The organism is Acinetobacter sp. WA-87 (assembly GCF_039938935.1).
Lineage (GTDB): Bacteria > Pseudomonadota > Gammaproteobacteria > Pseudomonadales > Moraxellaceae > Acinetobacter > Acinetobacter seifertii.
Map to the genome: position 1 here is coordinate 524516 of NZ_JBDUVF010000001.1, position 17948 is coordinate 542463.

Sequence of the window (17948 nt, forward strand, 5' to 3'; positions counted from 1 at the left end):
TGACCTAACTTAGAATTACTCTGGCAAACAAATATTCAAAATACCATCTAACTCATCGAGTGAATGATAATGAATAACAAGCTTACCTTTACCTTTCTGGTTATGATCAATTTTAACATTGGCACCAAATCGCTCAGATAATTTTTGCGTTAATTGCTCAATGTCTGGTGCAACAGGAGTTTTTTCTTTTTCCTGTTTAGGCTCATTCCAATCGCGCACTAACTGTTCGGTCTGACGAACAGATAATCCTTTTTCGATAACAATTTTGGCAACTTCAAGCTGCTCTTTGCCTTTTAAAGTCAAAATGGCACGAGCATGCCCCATATCAAGCTGGCCCTGTTGCATAAACTCTTTAATATCATCAGCCAAGCTTAATAAACGCAGTAAATTACTCACCGTTGTTCTTGCTTTACCGACAGTATCAGCGATTTCCTGATGACTTAAACCAAACTCATCATGAAAACGTTGCAATGCTAAGGCTTGATCAATAGGGTTTAAATCTTGACGCTGAATGTTTTCAATCAGCGCTAATGCAATGGCAACTTGGTCATTTAAATCACGAACAATTGCAGGAATTTCAGTTAAACCGGCAATTTGTGCAGCACGCCAACGACGCTCACCAGCAATGATTTCGTAAGGATGAGCTTCATCATCTACAGGGCGGATAACGATTGGCTGCATTACCCCATGCTTTTCAATAGATGATGCTAACTCTTGCAAATCATGTTCATGAATAAAACGACGTGGCTGATATTCACCACGTTTCAACAAATTCACATCAATTTGCTTTAATTGACCATGATCAAGCGCTTGGGCTTCGAGTTGTAATTTTTCTTTTTGAATTGAACCAAGTAATGCATCTAAACCACGTCCTTTCGCCAATCCGCGTTTTTTGATGCTCATACTTTACTTCCTTTCTTCACTTTACTTTTCTTTAACATCTCAGCTGCAAGATTTAAGTATGCAACTGCACCTTTAGAACTTTTCTCAAAATAGATAACTGGTAAACCATGTGCAGGCGCTTCCGCCAATCGAACGTTACGTGGAATCACGGTATCGTAGAGTTTTTTACCAAAAAACTGTTCCAATTCAGCTGACACATCACGTGTCAAAGCATTACGTGCATCATACATAGTACGTAACACACCAATGATTTCTAAATCAGGATTTAAAGCTTTTTGAATACGATCGATAGTTTGAGTTAAATCTGCCAAACCTTCTAATGCGTAGTACTCACATTGCATAGGAATGATTACACTATCTACCGCCGCCAAGGCATTCACTGTAATTAAACTTAAGCTAGGTGCACAGTCAACAATAATGTAATCAAATGAATTTCTGATTTCATTTAGTGCATTCTTTAAAATGAATTCACGTCCTTCTTGTTCCGCAATTGCCAGCTCAACGCCTGAAAGCTCACGGTTCGCGCCTAAAACCTTATATCCAACCTCTGCTTTTTGAATTGCTGTTTCGATTGGAACTTCACCCAATAAAACATCAGTAATTGAATAAAGCAGATCATTCTTTTGAATCCCAGACCCCATCGTTGCATTACCTTGCGAATCTATATCGACAAGTAACACACGTTTCTTCAATACAGCTAGTGACGCTGCAAGATTTACTGCAGTCGTTGTTTTACCAACACCACCTTTTTGGTTTGCAATCGCAATAATTTGAGCCATGGTAACCCTAATACTTTTTATTTAAATTCGTTGAAGTAAAAGTAAATGACGTTGTTCATCAAGTCTTGGTACATGCAGTTCAATCACTTTACATGAAAACTCCTGCTTAAGCTCTTCCATTTCTTCAAATGGAATGAGTCCTTTCATTGCAGCAATTATACTCTGCTCATGTAAATATGGACGTGCAGCATCAACAAAATCAGTTAGTGATGCAAATGCACGACTTGTAATCACATCGAACTGACCAAGCTCATCAATTGTTTCTTGATTTTCAACACGTGTTTGCACAGCTACTACGTTTTTAAGCTTAAGGTCAGCAATAAACTGTTTCAAAAAGCGAATTTTCTTACCATTTGAATCAAGCAATACACAAGAACGTTCCGGCTGACATAAAGCAATGATCATGCCTGGCATGCCACCACCTGTACCTACATCTAGCAAGCGCCCTGCTGGTAAGTCTTTCAAAATACTTAGGCTATCCAACAAATGCTTCACTAACATTTCTTTCGGATCACGAATCGCTGTTAGATTATAAGCTTTGTTCCAAAGTACCAAAGCATCTTGATACTTTAACAATAACGCCAAAGCTTCATCGCTAAGCGATAAACCTAATTTTTGACTACCCTGTTGTAACTCTTGAAAAAACGGATGCATAAACAGATAACATCTAAGTAAAATTTAAAACAAAGTATACCCATTTATGCATCGTGGAACACTATTTAACGATTAGGGATTACGCAGTTAATCGTAGAAGCCTTCACGAATTTGCAAATCTAGCTCCATTAAGCGCTCTGGCGTCCCTACATCTACCCATGCACCTTTAAGCTTTTCAGCGGATACCTTTTGATTTTGCATTGATTGCTTCAATAGTGGAGCTAAAGGACGTTTACCAGGTTCCAATCCATCAAAAAGCTTAGGATGGATAACAGACACACCACTAAAAGTTAGATTCTCACCCTTCACATCTTGATCAAATGCAAAAGCGCGCCCATCCAATAATGTAAAGTCGCCTTCAGGATGTTGTTTAGGATTATCAACCAATACAAGGTGTGCTAAATCATCATTTAGCTTAATATCGCGCAGAGCTTCAAAATCCATCGTGGTCCAAACATCACCATTCACTAGAATAAAAGGATCCGTTCCAAGCAGTGGCAAAGCATTAATAATGCCGCCAGCTGTTTCAAGTCCTTCTTCTTCTCGTGTCCAACGGATGTCCACACCAAATTGAGAACCATCACCTAAACTACTAATCAGCTTATCAGCCAACCACGCCGAATTGATGACTATTTCAGTCACACCAGTTTTTTTGAGTTTCTCAATATGCCATACAATAAGCGGCTTTCCACCTACCTCAAGCAGAGGCTTTGGCGTATATAGCGTGAGTGGACGCATACGATTACCCAAACCTGCAGCAAGAATCATTGCTTTCATTATGCTGCTACCTCATAGCTACCATATTTCTCGATAAACTTAGGCATCACCATCTTATTTACAAATGACATGAATTCTTCAAGCTCAGCGTAACCACGACTTTCCTCAAGTAAATACCACATCACTCGCGGTAAATCTTTTAAGTATCCAGACTTACCATCTCGCTCGAATAAGCGGACAAAAATACCCAAAATTTTGATATGGCGTTGAATTGCCATTAAATCAGCATCACGTTTAAATTGCTCAAAACTTCGGTTTTGTTTAGCAGAGGCTGGTAAAAGCTCATAGAAAACTTTAAACCATTGATAAACATGCTCAGCATTCCACTGCACATATGCATCGCGCGTAATGGAGATTAAATCATATGTATCAGCTCCAATAACCGCATCTTGGAAATCGATTACACCCAATTCTTCTTCGCTTGCAATCTTCATCAAATTACGGCTATGAAAATCGCGATGTACAATAACCTGAGGTTGAGCTAGTGCTGATTGAGCCAAAAAATCAAAAGCATTATCAATAATTTTCTTTTGCTCAGCCGTTGGATGAATCCCAAGTGATGGCAACATCCACTCTGTTAACAAGTGCATTTCTGACATTAACTTTTCATAAGAATAAGCTGGAAAATTGTCAGTGCCATTAATCGATTGCAAATGAACGAGCTGCTTAAAGCTTTGTTCATAATATTGACCTACTGTTTCATCATTTAATAATGTAGATAACAGCACATCCCCAAAGTCTTCTAACAAAAGAAAACCTTGAGTAAGATCCTTTGCAATAATTTGGGGTACTCGAACTCCATTACCCGCAAAAAATTCGTCAATCGTCACAAACGGAACACAGTCTTCTTTTTCAGGAGGCGCATCCATAAGCATATATGTTTTATTTTGTAACTGAATGCGAGCATAACGACGGAAGCTCGCATCACCTGCTAAAAAAGCGATCTGAAATTGATCATTTTCAAGAACAGATGTAAGCCATGTATGTATCAATTGTTCACGTTGTGTATTCATTTGCAATAAAATCTAAAACAAGCTGAGATTTTTGAAGGGTTAAGTGTAGCCACTTATAAACTTTTTCTCTATGATGCGACAATAATTAATTGTGAATTAGCATACTTGGTTAATGAGACAATGAAGCATCAGTTTAAATTTAATCCTTTAGCGACCGCTATTTTTACGCTCTTATGTAGTGGCTCCATACAATCAAGTTATGCTGAGTCAGCTGATGTTGTCTCCAACATAGACAATAATCAACTTAAGGCGAGTATTAAGGAAGCCTATCCAGGACAGGAATTCTTTCAACAATATTATGTTGATAAATCTGCACCTGAGGCGCAGTTGCGCAATAATAAATATTTGAGTTCGGCATTTTGTCAAGGAACTTGGATTACCCCTATTAATCCTGAAACCAAAGCGTTAGATGCAGATAAAACCACTTCGGTCGTTACGGCTGATTATGGTCATTACAACCCTGCTGGCGACTCGGTGTTAGAAGGAAATGTGGTAATTGATCAAGAAGGTCGCACGGTTCGTGCCGACAAAGTGACCATTGATAAAACTCAAACATTTGCACATGCAAAAGGCCGAGTACAGTTAGCTCAAGGTGGCTTACTCTCTCAAAGTGACGAAATTGATTACAATCTAAAGACTCAGACTGGTAATTTAGACAATAGTTTTTATATTGCTGAACAACAACATGCCCATGGTCATGCTGGAAAAATCGAAAAAACCTCTCCAAATGTGATGGTTCTTAACGATGCAACATATACCACTTGCCCTCCAGGTCAAAAACCTGCATGGAAGATCCAAGCCAATAAAATTGAGCTCAATCAGGAAACTGGTCGCGGTGTTACGCGTGGAACAAAAATCTATGTTAAAGATGTTCCAGTTATTGCCGTTCCATATTTCAACTTTCCAATCGATGACCGCCGAACCACGGGTATCCTCAACCCTCAGTTTGGGTTCTCAAACGATGGTGGCGTTGAACTTTCAGTACCTGTTTATTTAAACCTTGCACCTAATTATGATGCAACCGTGACTCCACGTTATTTAGCAGACCGTGGTGCAATGCTGCAAGGTTCGTTTAGATATTTAACTGATGGCTTCGGTTCTGGTCAAATATGGGGCGGTATACTTCCATCTGATAAAAAATACGATGATCAAGATCGTAAAAACTTTAACTTCCTTCATAACTGGGATATTAACGATCAGTGGTCAACCAATCTTGAATATCGTTATGCATCGGATAAAGATTATTTTGCTGATTTAGATAACAGCCCAAACTCTAAAACTGATGTAAATTTACGTAGAGCTTGGGAACTTAACTATCAGCACGGTATTCCTGGCTTAAAAGCGCAGCTTAAAGTTGAAGACTTCCAAACACTAGATCCAACAATCTTGGATGCAAATAAACCTTATGCACGTTTACCACAATTCTTATTAAATTATGTCACTGGTAACCCACAGGGATTACAATACGAATTTAATAACGATACGGCATACTTTAAAAAATCAATTAATGACGGTTCTGCTCAGGAAAGTAGTGGTACGCGTATTTATAACCAGTTCGCAACACGTTATAACTATCGAACACCATCAGCCTTTGTTATTCCTGAAGTTTCTGTACGGTCCATCCAGACATTCTATGATAAGGACAGTATTGCCTCACAGGGTCTAGACGCAAGCTCGGAATCTAAATCAGTTGTTGTACCTCAGTTTACTTTGGACAGTGGTTTAACTTTTGAACGCGAAGGTAAATACCTACAAACGATCACCCCTCGTGCATTTTATGCGTATGCGCCTTACAAGAACCAAGACAGTTATCCAAACTTCGACTCAACTTCAGCATCGGTTAATTACGATCAACTCTTTAACCCATACCGCTTCTATGGTCATGACCGCCTTGAAGACAACAACTTCTTATCACTAGGTGTAAGTTATAGTCTTTTTGACACGGTAGGTTTAGAACGTTTGCGTGCAAGTGTAGGACAAAGTTATTACTTTGAAGATCGCCGTGTTACTTTAAACGAACAAGATGATATTGATACCGAACGTAATACTGGTCCTGTTGTAAGTTTAACGAGCCAACTCAACCAAAACTTTACAATTGCTGCCAATTCTGCATGGATGTCAAATGGTGATAATGCCCAGAGAGACTTCCAAGTTTACTATACAGGCGACAAAGGTAACCTTTACAACCTAGGTTACTTCTATCGCAGAGACATAGCTGGTCGTCAAGAGACTTATGATCAAGTTGTTGCATCGTTTATACAACCAATTAAAGACAATTGGCGTATTATGGGTCACGTACAATATGACATCGATAATGATGTTGCCCGTGAAATTTTACTCGGTGTTAACTACGAATCATGCTGTTGGGGTATCTCAGTCTATGGTCGCTCTTACTATAACGACCTAGATGATCCGAAAGCTTCGAATGTTAGTGAAAAACGTGCGATCATGGCTGAAATTACCCTCAAAGGTTTAGGCGGTTTAAACAATAAACTTGCATCTTTACTCGAAAATCGCGTGTTAGGTTTTAACAAAATTAATCAATCTTGGACACAACGTTAATGAAGACAAAGCATCTTAAACAGTTTTTTAAAGCAACAACCCTTGCTGTATTAATATCTTCATCAATGCATAGTTTTGCCCAACCCGCTGATGAAGTTGTGGCAATTGTGGACAATAGCGTAATTTTAAAAAGTGACCTTGAACAAGGAATGGCTGAAGCCACCCACGAATTGCAAGCACAAAAAAAAGAAGTACCACCTCAACAATACCTACAGTTTCAGGTTTTAGATCAACTTATCTTACGTCAAGCTCAACTTGAACAAGTAAAACGTTATGGCATTAAGCCTGATGAGAAAAGTCTAAATGAAGCTGTACTTAAAGTAGCAAATCAATCTGGTAGCAAAAGCTTAGAAGCCTTTCAACAAAAGTTAGATGCTATTGCACCAGGTACTTATGAAAATTTACGTAGCCGTATTGGTGAAGATTTAGCAATCAATCGCTTACGTCAACAACAAGTAATGTCTCGCATTAAAATTAGCGATCAAGATGTAGACAATTTCTTAAAGTCACCTCAGGGACAAGCAGCTCTTGGCAATCAAGTACATGTAATTCACATGCGAATTTCTGGGGACAACCCTCAAGAAGTCCAGAGTGTAGCCAAAGAAGTTCGTTCGAAGCTTGCTCAAAGTAATGACTTAAATGCACTCAAAAAGCTTTCAACTACAAGTGCGAAAGTTGAAGGTGCAGATATGGGGTTCCGCCCTCTTTCTGACATTCCAGCTGAACTTGCTGCGCGCATTACTCCGCTACAAGAAGGTCAAACAACTGATCTAATCTCTGTACGTGATGGCGTACATGTTCTAAAACTTTTAGAACGTAAGCAAAATGAACAAAAAGCTTTAGTAACACAGTATCAAACTCGCCATATTCTTATTCAACCGTCTGAAGTCGTTAGTCCTGAAAATGCGAAACAAATTATTGATAGCATTTACAAGCGATTAAAAGCAGGACAAGATTTTGCTACACTTGCAGCAACCTATTCAAACGATACAGGTTCAGCACGTGATGGCGGTAGTTTAGGCTGGGTTACACCAGGTATGATGGTTCCTGAGTTTGATAAAAAAATGCAGGAAATTCCTGTAGGTCAAATTAGTGAACCTTTCCAAACTCAATTTGGTTGGCATATCCTACAAGTGACAGACAAACGCGAAAAAGATATGACTCATGAATATCAAGAGCGTATGGCACGTCAAATTCTAGGTGAGCGTCAATTCAATACCGAAGTTGATAGTTGGTTACGTGAAGTACGTGCTAATGCCTATGTAGAAATTAAAGATCCTAGTCTCGACAAGAAAAACTTACCAAAGTAAGTTCTTTTCGCCGCTATTAAAACCTGTGTTTATCACAGGTTTTTTTATGAATAAAAATCCAGCTAATAAAAAAACCGGTTATTTACATAACCGGTTTCTACAAATCAAACCCTAACGGGAATTATTTATAACGATCAACCATTTTCTCTAAAGAAATTGGGCGGATCTTATCAGCATTACCAGCTGTACCAAACGCTTCATAACGATCAATACAAATTTGCTTCATTGAATCTACAGTTTTAGCAAAGTATTTACGTGGATCAAATTCAGCTGGGTTTTCAGCCATAAACTGACGAATTGCACCAGTAGATGCTAAACGTAAGTCTGTATCAATATTGATCTTACGCACACCATGTTTAATTGCTTCTACAAGCTGTTCAACAGGCACACCATAAGTCTCTTTAATATCACCACCGAATTCATTGATTACTTTCAACCATTCTTGTGGTACAGAGCTTGAACCGTGCATAACAAGGTGAGTATTTGGTAATGCCGCATGAATTTCTTTAATACGGTCAATTGCCAATATATCGCCTGTAGGTGGACGAGTAAACTTATAAGCGCCATGTGAAGTACCTACAGCAATCGCTAATGCATCTACATTGGTATCAGCAACAAACTGAGTCGCTTCCTCAACAGAAGTAAGAAGTTGTGAGTGATCGAGTACGCCTTCAGCACCAACACCGTCTTCTTCGCCAGCCATACCAGTTTCAAGGCTACCTAAACAGCCAATCTCACCTTCAACAGAAACACCACATGCATGTGCTAAAGCAACAACATTACGAGTTACATCAACGTTGTATTCGTAAGATGTAGGTGTTTTACCATCTGTACCTAATGAACCGTCCATCATCACAGAGCTAAAGCCAAGCTGAATTGAACGTTGACAGATCTCAGGACTTGTACCATGGTCTTGGTGCATTACCACTGGAATGTGCGGCCATTCTTCAATTGCAGCCAAAATAAGATGGCGCAAGAATGGAGCGCCTGCATATTTGCGAGCTCCAGCTGATGCCTGAACAATCACAGGTGAATTGGTTGCATCCGCGGCAAGCATAATTGCACGCATTTGTTCTAAGTTATTTACGTTAAATGCTGGTACGCCGTAGTTATGTTCTGCAGCGTGATCCAAGAGCTGGCGCATTGAAATGAGTGCCATAATATCCTCCCAGGTAGTGCGGCTTATTCTACCTTGTCATTTATTTCAATTCAGCAACAAATCACAGTATTTCAAAAAAAATCCCTGCATTTGCAGGGACTTTTTAACAAAACACAACAAATTAATGAGTTTCTGAAGCAGCCGGCTCGCTAGATGCGCCACCTTCAACCACATCGGTATTCTTTTCATCTAAAACTGGCTTATCAAGCGAATCAATTGTAGCTTGCTGTTCAGGAGTTACTTTATCAGCAACTGCTGTAGAAGCAGCATCTTGTCCTGCTTTAGAAGACTCTTCTTTTTTGCCACAAGCAGTCAACATCACTGGAACAATTAACAAAGCAGCTAAGGTAAGTTTTAAATTCATCACTATTTTCCACAATTGGTGATTTAGTGCTCATTATTTTATTTCAGAAATATGACAATTTAATGACTTATCCATGAAAAAAGGGGTTGAACCCAACCCCTTCTTATTTTTACATATATCTATTATGCACGTTCTAATAAAACTGCAACTGCTGGCAAAGTTTTACCTTCAACGAACTCAAGGAATGCGCCACCACCAGTTGAAATATAGCCAATTTGGTCAGCAACATTATATTTATCGATCGCAGCAAGTGTATCACCACCGCCAGCAATCGAGAATGCATCAGATTCAGCAACAGCAAGAGAAAGTGCTTTAGTACCTTCGCCGAATTGATCAACTTCAAACACACCAACTGGGCCATTCCAAAGAATCGTTTTAGAAGTAGTCAAAATTTCTGCAAAAGCTTTAGCTGTTTCAGGACCAACATCTAAAATCATATCGTTTGATGTTACATCTTCAACTTTCTTAACAACAGCTTCCGCTGCCGCTAAAGAACCCAAGAAATCTTCAAAATTAATTTGAGATACATCAGCAACAACAACATCTGTAGGAAGCGGAACACTTACTTTAGCAGCAATTTGTTTTGCAGTTTCAACCAAATCAGCTTCGTATAAAGATTTACCAACGTTGTAACCAGCTGCCGCTAAGAAGGTGTTTGCGATACCCCCACCAACAATAAGTTGATCACAAATAGTAGACAATGAGTTTAAAACATCAAGTTTTGTTGAAACTTTAGAACCCGCAACAATAGCAACCATTGGTTTTTCAGGTGTTTGCATTGCACGACCAAGTGCATCTAATTCAGCAGCTAGTAATGGGCCAGCAGCTGCAACAGGAGCAAAACGAGCAACACCTTCTGTAGAAGCTTCCGCACGGTGAGCAGTACCAAATGCATCCATAACAAATACATCACATAGAGCAGCATACTTTTGTGCAAGCTCAGGATTGTTCTTCTTTTCACCCACATTAAAACGAACATTTTCGAGCAAAACCACTTGCCCAGCCTGAACCTCTACACCATCAAGATAGTCAGTAAATAATTTAACTTCTTGACCTAATGCTTCAGTTAAATATGCTGCAACTGGTGCAAGTGATTGTTCTGGCTTTGGCTCACCTTCAACAGGACGACCTAAATGCGAAAATACCATTACAGCAGCGCCTTTTTCTAAAGCAGCTTTTATTGTTGGAAGTGCTGCACGTAAACGAGCATCGCTGGTAATCACGCCATTTTTAACAGGAACGTTTAAATCTTCACGAATAAGTACACGTTTACCTGCTAAGTTAAGGTCAGTCATACGCTGAAAATTCATGTAAAGCTCTCTTTATGATTTTAAAAACGCGCCAATTTTAAATGATTACATCAAAAAAGGTTAGTTTTTTTGCATAAAAGCTGTAGAAAGCCAAAGTTTTGATTATGATAGAGGTAGTAATCTAATATTTCATCCATTATGTCTATTCATCCAGATCCACAAATCAATCGTTTAAATGTTTTAGGTGAACCTTTAGCGAGCTGTTGTTTTGACCCTATTACTGGTTATTTTCGAAATGGTTTTTGCCATACAGCGGTAACAGATCTTGGGCAACACACTGTATGTGCCCAAATGACTTCAGAGTTTTTAAATTTTTCACAAAAAATTGGAAATGATCTTATCACACCTCTACCTGAGGCAGGCTTCCCGGGTTTACAGCCTGGCGACTTCTGGTGCATCTGTGTAACTCGCTGGGTTGAAGCTTATCAAGCTGGGCAAGCACCTCCCATCAAACTCCACGCTTGTCATCAAGCAGTATTAAGCTATGTTCCTTTAGATGTGTTAATGGAATTTGCAGTTTGATGAAGCAACCCAAAATTATCTTGGCATCGAGTAGTCAAACGCGTAAGGATTTGATGAATCGTTTAAGACTCGAATATACCTGTATTAGCCCAGATATTGATGAAAGCCCTTGTGGTGAGACTCATGCCGACGATTTAGCAAAAAGATTAGCATTTGCTAAAGCACAGCTTATAGCTCAAAAGAATCCTCAAGCAATTGTAATTGGATCAGATCAGGTTGCATGGCGAGAACATGCACCTCATGATTTTATTGGTAAGCCATTAAACTTTGAAAATGCCAAAGCTCAATTAACGGCCAACTCTGGTAAAACAGTCTTTTTTAGTACAGCTTTAAGTGTCCAGTGCCTTGAAAAAGGTTTTGAACACACTCTTATTGATCACTATCAAGTTAAATTCCGCAATCTAACCCAGTTAGAAATCGAAAGATATATCGAGTTAGACAAACCCTTCCATTGTGCGGGAAGTTTTAAGTGTGAAAGTCTAGGTATTAGTCTATTTGAAAAAATGATAGGCCAAGATCAAACCACTTTAATGGGTTTACCCATGATTCAGCTTTGTCAGATTTTAAGACAGCTTGAACTTCAAATTCCTTAATATTTATTAGCTTATTTATAGGTTATCTCCATGACACAACCTTTAACCGTTTTAGGCGGCATTACTGCTGAACAATTCCTAACAGAATATTGGCAGAAAAAACCATTACTTGTGCGCAATGCCATGCCTGAAATTATTGGCATGTTAGAGCCAAATGATGTAAAAGAACTTGCTGTAGAAGATCATGTCAGTGCTCGTCTTATTCGTCAAAAAGATAAGAACCCAAATGAATGGCATTTAAAATCATCACCACTAACCAAAGGTGACTTTCAAAAACTACCAAAACTATGGACGCTTTTAGTACAAGCTGTTGATCATTACTCATTTGATTTAGCCGAGTTATGGAAGAAGTTTCCTTTCATTCCACAATGGCGTCGTGATGATATTATGGTTTCTTATGCCCCTAAAGGTGGTTCAGTCGGAAAACATTTTGACTTTTATGACGTGTTCTTAGTTCAAGGCCACGGTCACCGTCGTTGGCAACTCGGACAAATGTGTGATGAAACTACTCAATTTATACCTAATCAACCTTTAAAGCTTTTATCTGAAATCGATGTTCATTTTGATGAAGTTTTGGCTCCTGGAGACCTTTTATATGTTCCACCTGGATTATCTCACTATGGTGTTGCAGAAGATGAGTGTTTAACCTACTCATTTGGTTTTCGCATGCCTAATATTTCAGGCATGATCGATAGAATTAGCGATCAATTTGCTACCGATGAATTACTACAAAACCCAGTTGTAGATATTGCTCGGAAGAATATTTCTCAAGTTGGTGAAATCAATCCAGAAGAATTAGCTTATTTAAGAAATTTGGTTTTAGCTCAGTTGCAAAACTCATCAGTACTTGATGCTGCTATTATGGCCTACATGACTGAGCCTAAATATCCAGACAATATTCCAGAACCTGATGAAATTGAAATTGAAGATTTAAATGCTATTTTGTCAGAAGGCTATGAACTATTGCTAGAACCTGCTTCTCGCCTGCTTTATAAAGAACAAAATGGTGTTTTAAAGTTTTGGGGTAATGGAGAAGATTTACCAATTGTGGAATCTTTTGCCACTCAACTTAAAGCTATAGCTGACGGAAAAAGCATTCCTTTCAATAGCGAACTAAGCAATTTAGATATTTTAGAGAATATTGTTCAATTATTAAATGATTCAATTATCATGCTTCTACCTCCTGCGGAATAATATTAGCTAATCATCACGAAAGGAGAAATTTATAAATTTCTCCTTTTTTCTTTTATAAATACATGTTTAAATATACCATTCTTTAAACCCATGTTTATGGTTATTCGTTTATGGTATAAATCAATCTTGCTAAGTGAAAAAATGATCTATTACAGACTTTGTAAAATATAGAAATTTTTTTTAATAAATATAAAATTTATATTTAGAGCATTTGGCTTTATATCTTTTATTGTTTTCAAAAAACGTATTTTTTTCTATCAATAACAATCAATACAATGTAAAATTGCGCGTTCGTGCTTTTTATTTATGCATTCCACCATTTAGGCTAAGAGCAAAATATTTGTGTGAGGCTATCAAAACATGTCAAAAAAAGATGACATCATTACCACTGCTTTAAGACTTTTTAACTCATATAGTTATAATTCTATAGGAGTAGATCGTATCATCAGTGAGTCTGGTGTAGCAAAAATGACATTTTATAAATACTTTCCTTCAAAAGAGAAACTTATTGAAGAGTGTTTATTGTTGAGAAACTCACTTTTGCAAAATTCTCTTACTGCTGCTATTTCCCAAGAAGATGAAAACAATCCATTAGCTCGTATTAAAGCAATATTTTTATGGTATTCAAATTGGTTTAATAGTGATGATTTTAATGGCTGTATGTTTCAAAAAGCCCTAGAAGAAGTATTAAAACAGTACCCTTCTACCCACCAGCCTGCAACCTTATATAAAATATGGTTGACCCAGCTAATGCAAGACCTTCTTATTGAACTTAAAATTGAAGAGTCCCGCCCTTTAGCTTTACTTCTAGTCAATATTTTAGAAGGTATGACCATTCAAGCTCAAGTTGAACATGGTTCAGTAAAAATTTATGACTACTGGAAACGTGTGGAGAGATTAATTGAGTTTGAAAAAACTGCACATTAAAAAATAAAGCGTGATATTATTCTTCTTATGTTGTTGAATCTTCTTCTTATTCATCACGCTGCGTCTGAAAGTCATTCTAGTTTAGAGTTAGACTTCTTTTTGGAATAAGATTCCAAACCAGAATATACAGACCTGTCTGTACACGATCCATTATATCTTTAAAAAGTAAAAACTCAATCTTTTTTTATCGACTTTTTTGACATAAATCAGAATTAACTATTGATCAGAGTTAAAACAAGGATTGTTTACTTCAACTTTGTTTCATTTATACTTAACAATTACGCTTCTCACACAACGCAACACTTTTGACACAAAACAACTACAAATTCTTGTTTTACCTTAATAATGCTATATATTTATCAATTACACTTATAAACCTTTTCAACAAAAACAATTGGATTGATTAGTTTTGCTACATTCATTTCTGCAAGATCAATCTATACTATGCCGGCCATATTGATATAGGTATAAAGTATGAAAGATGGACTCCAAATTGAAGAAATGAAAAATGCGGCTGATTCTGTCGTAGGAACATTAAAGTCTTTAGCTAACACTGACCGTTTATTAATTTTATGTCACTTAGCTCATGAGGAGTTGAATGTCTCTCAGATCGAAGACAAAACACAAATTACCCAGCCCACCCTTTCACAACAATTGATGATGTTACGTAAAAGTGATGTTGTTTCAACCCGTCGTGATGGCAAACAAATTTTCTACTCTATAAAGGATGATAAGATGCATTCAATTTTAAATATGCTTTATCAGTTATATTGCATAAAGTAACTGATCTGCACTTATAAAATTATAATAATATTAATGTATTTCCTGAAATATGCGATTTTTCAACTTGGTAGCGGGTGTAGTTGTTCCAGCAAAGAGGATTGAAAATTCGCGTAGTTTTTCTAGTATTCAAATCTATTGAAAACAAAAATAATCTCTTCTATTTCTTTTTACATCTTTTATCTTCAACCATTCATTTAATAAACAGCCAAGTCTACATAATTGGTTTATTGATTGTAATGTAAGCAAAACATCTTTCTTGGCACTTTAATAATATTATTTTAATATTTTAAAAACATATACTTAATATTACCACAGCTTATAAACCCGATTAGTTGCTATAAAAAAGCTTAAGATTCCGATCACTTAAGTATAAAATACTCCGCTTGTTCAACCTTTAGCCACGAATAGGTTAATAAGGCCTTTATATGCTTGAATTCTTTTCTCGATTAAGCTTAGTCACCAAAATTATTATTGCGATTGTTTTAGGGATAGGCGTTGCACTATTATTTCCAAACGTTACACCCTATCTAAGCTTGTTTGGTGAACTGTTCATTAAAGCATTGAAATCAGTTGCTCCTATTTTAGTTTTTGTATTGGTTCTTTCTTCTATTGCCAACTTCCAAGTAGGTCATAGTGCAAATTTACGTCCAGTCTTATTACTTTATGTTGTGGGCATGCTATTAGCTGCTTTTAGTGCGGTAATTGCTAGCTTGTCTTTTCCAAGTACCTTATTTCTCAACACTGTTTCACATAACAACCTACAAGCGCCAGGTAGCCTCGCTGATATATTAAAAAACTTGCTTTTAAGTTTTATTGCAAACCCAGTACAAGCGATTAGCGAAGCAAACTTTATTGGTATTCTTGCATGGGCAATTGGTCTCGGTTTGGCAATGCGCCACAGCTCAGATACCACTAAGCAAGTGATGCATGATGTTTCACATGCAGTGAGTGCGATTATCCATAAAGTGATTGCATTTGCTCCGGTGGGTATTTTTGGTTTAGTGGCAGTAACTTTTGCTGATGCTGGTTTAGCAACGCTTGAGAGCTATGCACAATTATTAGCTGTTCTACTGGGAACAATGCTTTTTGTTGCTCTTGTAGTTAATCCAATTTTAGTAGGTTTAACAATTCGTGGTAACCCATACCCACTCGTTTTTAAATGCTTAAAAGAAAGTGGTATTACGGCATTCTTTACACGTAGTTCAGCAGCTAACATTCCGGTTAACCTCGATTTAGCTGAGCGTTTAGGCGTTAACCCATCTACCGCAAGCGTTTCTATTCCTTTAGGTGCAACTGTTAACATGGCTGGTGCAGCTGTGACCATCACGGTACTCACGTTAGCAACTGTACATACATTAGGAATTCATGTTGATTTAGCAACCATGATTATTTTATCAGTAGTCGCTACAGTTTCAGCATGTGGAGCATCTGGTGTTGCAGGCGGTTCACTACTTTTAATTCCTGTAGCTTGTAGTTTATTTGGTATTTCATCAGAAATTGCAATGCAAGTTGTTGCGGTAGGTATGATTATTAGTGTATTACAAGATTCAACGGAAACGGCTCTTAACTCATCTACTGATGTTTTATTTACAGCCGCAGTTGATATTCGCTCCAAACAAAACTCTTAGAGAACATGCCATTTCAACGTTTACCAAACTGGTTCCAAATTGGTGCCTTCTTACTGGCAATAAATGCCGGAATGATTAATGTATTAGGGCTAATCACCCTTTTACATCAGTCAGTTTCGCATATGACAGGTAATGTCAGTATGCTAGCGATGAGTTTGGTAAACTGGCAATTTGAACACATCATATATTTAGTACTTGTTATACTGTGTTATGTATGTGGATCATTTTATAGTGGCTTTATTTTAGGTAACAGTCATTTTAAATTAGGCCGTCGATATGGCCTTCCTTTAAGCTTAGTTGCTCTCTTTATTTTTCTCTGTTGGCTATTACTCCCTTATTTTCCCAAATATGGATTATTATGGGCTTGTGTCGCCATGGGATTACAAAATGCCATGGTCAGCCATTATAAAGGGACCATTATCAGAACCACTCATTTATCAGGTGTTTTGACAGACCTTGGTCTTGCTCTTGGTTACATGGCACGTGGTTTAAAAGTTGAGAACCGTCGTATAATTTTGCATCTACTTATTTTTTCAGGTTTTCTGTTTGGTGGTATAATTGCTGCTTTAGTTCACCCCTACTTGAAATTGCAAGCATTTTTGCTTCCAGCAATTTTGAGTTTAACTCTCAGTATCTCGTATTGGGTTGTTTATTTTCACAGTTCTTCTTCAAATTCGGATTAAGTCATGGTTAAAAATGCCTTACAAGCTCAGTTACTCAAAGCTGGTTTAGTTGATAATAAAAAAGCGAAAAAGCTAACCAAACAAGCTCAACACGAGCAACGTACAGGCCAAAGTAATGAGGCAGAAATTAAGGCAAATATTGAAAAAGCTCAAAAAGAGAAACTAGCAAAAGATCAAGCTCTAAATTTAGAAAAACAGCAACAACTTGAAGAAAAAGCATTGAAAGCTTCAATCATTCAAATGATTAAGCAACACAAAATTACTGATTTTGCTGGCGATGTCGCTTATCAATTTATTGATGAAAATAAAGTTAAAAAAGTCTACCTATCTCAGCAAGTCTATAATGCCCTTGTAACAGGAAGCTTAGTGATTGCTAAAGATCAAGATCAGTATGCTTACCTTCCAAAGGCTTTAGCTGAAAAGATTGATCAAAAGATGCAAGGCTTTATTTTGATTAACAATGCAGAGAAAAACGAACAAACTACCGATGAAGAAGATCCATACGCAGCGTATGTTATTCCAGATGACTTAATGTGGTAATTTTCTCAAGCCTTTATCAATTATGCGATAAAGGCTTATACTTTTTAAATTAATTATTAATATTTTATCAATTATTAAAAAAAACTATAAAAATTACATTCAGGTCAAATTCATTCACCACTTCATCTATTATTATCGATATAATGAATAAAACATTTTGTCTTTACCATGCCTTTTAGGCTTTTCCCGATTCCAACTTTATGTCTTGTCTAAATCATGTCAGTTTTAGCCAAAGATATAAAACATA

At 37.3% G+C, this 17948-nt stretch carries 18 protein-coding genes; 10 read left to right on the plus strand and 8 right to left on the minus strand.

All coding sequences use genetic code 11. From position 1 onward, the window contains the following. Positions 1–15: 15 nt before the first annotated feature. The 5 genes from ABFY81_RS02545 to ABFY81_RS02565 all read right to left on the minus strand — a co-directional run bounded on the left by ABFY81_RS02545 (position 16) and on the right by ABFY81_RS02565 (position 4126). Positions 16–903: a ParB/RepB/Spo0J family partition protein gene (locus ABFY81_RS02545; RefSeq protein WP_049063485.1), complete on the minus strand. Its 888-nt coding sequence runs from the start codon at positions 901–903 to the stop codon at positions 16–18. Continuing rightward, a complete protein-coding gene (locus ABFY81_RS02550) occupies positions 900–1682 on the minus strand; it encodes an AAA family ATPase (RefSeq protein WP_004702001.1) in 783 nt (260 codons plus the stop codon). Before ABFY81_RS02550 ends, ABFY81_RS02545 begins: the two co-directional genes overlap by 4 nt. A 21-nt stretch (positions 1683–1703) precedes the next feature. Next, positions 1704–2336, minus strand: coding sequence for a 16S rRNA (guanine(527)-N(7))-methyltransferase RsmG (rsmG, locus tag ABFY81_RS02555; RefSeq protein ID WP_019458985.1), 633 nt, complete (start codon positions 2334–2336; stop codon positions 1704–1706). 87 nt (positions 2337–2423) lie between these two features. Then, a complete protein-coding gene (gene murU / locus ABFY81_RS02560; RefSeq protein WP_308964557.1) occupies positions 2424–3113 on the minus strand; it encodes an N-acetylmuramate alpha-1-phosphate uridylyltransferase MurU in 690 nt (229 codons plus the stop codon). Next, positions 3113–4126, minus strand: coding sequence for a phosphotransferase (locus ABFY81_RS02565; protein ID WP_347912964.1), 1014 nt, complete (start codon positions 4124–4126; stop codon positions 3113–3115). The genes murU and ABFY81_RS02565 overlap by 1 nt, the downstream gene beginning before the upstream one ends. A 120-nt stretch (positions 4127–4246) precedes the next feature. Between ABFY81_RS02565 and ABFY81_RS02570 the strand changes: the two genes are divergently transcribed. Beyond that, positions 4247–6688, plus strand: coding sequence for an LPS-assembly protein LptD (locus tag ABFY81_RS02570; protein ID WP_347912965.1), 2442 nt, complete (start codon positions 4247–4249; stop codon positions 6686–6688). Continuing rightward, entirely contained in the window at positions 6688–7998 is a 1311-nt protein-coding gene (locus ABFY81_RS02575) for a peptidylprolyl isomerase (protein WP_019458981.1), read from the plus strand. Before ABFY81_RS02570 ends, ABFY81_RS02575 begins: the two co-directional genes overlap by 1 nt. A 121-nt stretch (positions 7999–8119) precedes the next feature. Here ABFY81_RS02575 and fba read toward each other — a convergent pair whose 3' ends face one another. The 3 genes from fba to ABFY81_RS02590 form a co-directional block, all read right to left on the minus strand. Beyond that, positions 8120–9157: a class II fructose-bisphosphate aldolase gene (gene fba, locus ABFY81_RS02580; protein ID WP_004702014.1), complete on the minus strand. Its 1038-nt coding sequence runs from the start codon at positions 9155–9157 to the stop codon at positions 8120–8122. A 121-nt stretch (positions 9158–9278) separates the two neighbouring features. Further along, the gene (locus ABFY81_RS02585; RefSeq protein WP_019458980.1) at positions 9279–9521 is read right to left on the minus strand and encodes a hypothetical protein; all 243 of its coding nucleotides are present in this window, start codon (positions 9519–9521) and stop codon (positions 9279–9281) included. Positions 9522–9643: 122 nt separating this feature from the next. Next, the gene (locus ABFY81_RS02590) at positions 9644–10831 is read right to left on the minus strand and encodes a phosphoglycerate kinase (protein WP_288420977.1); all 1188 of its coding nucleotides are present in this window, start codon (positions 10829–10831) and stop codon (positions 9644–9646) included. A gap of 138 nt (positions 10832–10969) precedes the next feature. On the opposite strand from ABFY81_RS02590, the gene ABFY81_RS02595 reads away from it, so the two are divergent. From ABFY81_RS02595 to ABFY81_RS02630, 8 genes are all read left to right on the plus strand, one after another. Next, the gene (locus ABFY81_RS02595; RefSeq protein WP_004702019.1) at positions 10970–11353 is read left to right on the plus strand and encodes a DUF2237 domain-containing protein; all 384 of its coding nucleotides are present in this window, start codon (positions 10970–10972) and stop codon (positions 11351–11353) included. Beyond that, positions 11353–11946, plus strand: coding sequence for a Maf family protein (locus ABFY81_RS02600; RefSeq protein WP_288420976.1), 594 nt, complete (start codon positions 11353–11355; stop codon positions 11944–11946). Before ABFY81_RS02595 ends, ABFY81_RS02600 begins: the two co-directional genes overlap by 1 nt. Positions 11947–11976: 30 nt before the next feature. Then, a complete protein-coding gene (locus ABFY81_RS02605) occupies positions 11977–13140 on the plus strand; it encodes a cupin domain-containing protein (RefSeq protein ID WP_288420975.1) in 1164 nt (387 codons plus the stop codon). Between the two features lie 360 nt (positions 13141–13500). Further along, positions 13501–14067 (plus strand): TetR/AcrR family transcriptional regulator, encoded by a 567-nt coding sequence (locus tag ABFY81_RS02610; RefSeq protein WP_019458976.1) that lies wholly within the window; start codon positions 13501–13503, stop codon positions 14065–14067. A gap of 474 nt (positions 14068–14541) precedes the next feature. Continuing rightward, positions 14542–14850, plus strand: coding sequence for a metalloregulator ArsR/SmtB family transcription factor (locus ABFY81_RS02615; protein WP_004702027.1), 309 nt, complete (start codon positions 14542–14544; stop codon positions 14848–14850). A gap of 425 nt (positions 14851–15275) precedes the next feature. Further along, the gene (gene sstT / locus ABFY81_RS02620) at positions 15276–16478 is read left to right on the plus strand and encodes a serine/threonine transporter SstT (RefSeq protein ID WP_019458975.1); all 1203 of its coding nucleotides are present in this window, start codon (positions 15276–15278) and stop codon (positions 16476–16478) included. 5 nt (positions 16479–16483) lie between these two features. Further along, on the plus strand, positions 16484–17161 hold the full coding sequence (locus tag ABFY81_RS02625) for a YoaK family protein (RefSeq protein ID WP_077164029.1): 678 nt from the start codon (positions 16484–16486) through the stop codon (positions 17159–17161). 3 nt (positions 17162–17164) lie between these two features. After that, positions 17165–17701 carry a DUF2058 domain-containing protein gene (locus ABFY81_RS02630; protein WP_004702033.1) on the plus strand — a complete coding sequence of 179 codons (537 nt, stop codon included), beginning with the start codon at positions 17165–17167 and terminating at the stop codon, positions 17699–17701. The last annotated feature ends 247 nt before the right edge of the window (positions 17702–17948 follow it).

Coding starts and splice junctions, on each gene's coding strand:
- ABFY81_RS02545 (WP_049063485.1), bottom strand. CDS start 903: ATGAGCATCAAAAAACGCGGATTGGCGAAAGGACGTGGTTTAGATGCA.
- ABFY81_RS02550 (WP_004702001.1), bottom strand. CDS start 1,682: ATGGCTCAAATTATTGCGATTGCAAACCAAAAAGGTGGTGTTGGTAAA.
- rsmG (WP_019458985.1), bottom strand. CDS start 2,336: ATGCATCCGTTTTTTCAAGAGTTACAACAGGGTAGTCAAAAATTAGGT.
- murU (WP_308964557.1), bottom strand. CDS start 3,113: ATGAAAGCAATGATTCTTGCTGCAGGTTTGGGTAATCGTATGCGTCCA.
- ABFY81_RS02565 (WP_347912964.1), bottom strand. CDS start 4,126: ATGAATACACAACGTGAACAATTGATACATACATGGCTTACATCTGTT.
- ABFY81_RS02570 (WP_347912965.1), top strand. CDS start 4,247: ATGAAGCATCAGTTTAAATTTAATCCTTTAGCGACCGCTATTTTTACG.
- ABFY81_RS02575 (WP_019458981.1), top strand. CDS start 6,688: ATGAAGACAAAGCATCTTAAACAGTTTTTTAAAGCAACAACCCTTGCT.
- fba (WP_004702014.1), bottom strand. CDS start 9,157: ATGGCACTCATTTCAATGCGCCAGCTCTTGGATCACGCTGCAGAACAT.
- ABFY81_RS02585 (WP_019458980.1), bottom strand. CDS start 9,521: ATGAATTTAAAACTTACCTTAGCTGCTTTGTTAATTGTTCCAGTGATG.
- ABFY81_RS02590 (WP_288420977.1), bottom strand. CDS start 10,831: ATGAATTTTCAGCGTATGACTGACCTTAACTTAGCAGGTAAACGTGTA.
- ABFY81_RS02595 (WP_004702019.1), top strand. CDS start 10,970: ATGTCTATTCATCCAGATCCACAAATCAATCGTTTAAATGTTTTAGGT.
- ABFY81_RS02600 (WP_288420976.1), top strand. CDS start 11,353: ATGAAGCAACCCAAAATTATCTTGGCATCGAGTAGTCAAACGCGTAAG.
- ABFY81_RS02605 (WP_288420975.1), top strand. CDS start 11,977: ATGACACAACCTTTAACCGTTTTAGGCGGCATTACTGCTGAACAATTC.
- ABFY81_RS02610 (WP_019458976.1), top strand. CDS start 13,501: ATGTCAAAAAAAGATGACATCATTACCACTGCTTTAAGACTTTTTAAC.
- ABFY81_RS02615 (WP_004702027.1), top strand. CDS start 14,542: ATGAAAGATGGACTCCAAATTGAAGAAATGAAAAATGCGGCTGATTCT.
- sstT (WP_019458975.1), top strand. CDS start 15,276: ATGCTTGAATTCTTTTCTCGATTAAGCTTAGTCACCAAAATTATTATT.
- ABFY81_RS02625 (WP_077164029.1), top strand. CDS start 16,484: ATGCCATTTCAACGTTTACCAAACTGGTTCCAAATTGGTGCCTTCTTA.
- ABFY81_RS02630 (WP_004702033.1), top strand. CDS start 17,165: ATGGTTAAAAATGCCTTACAAGCTCAGTTACTCAAAGCTGGTTTAGTT.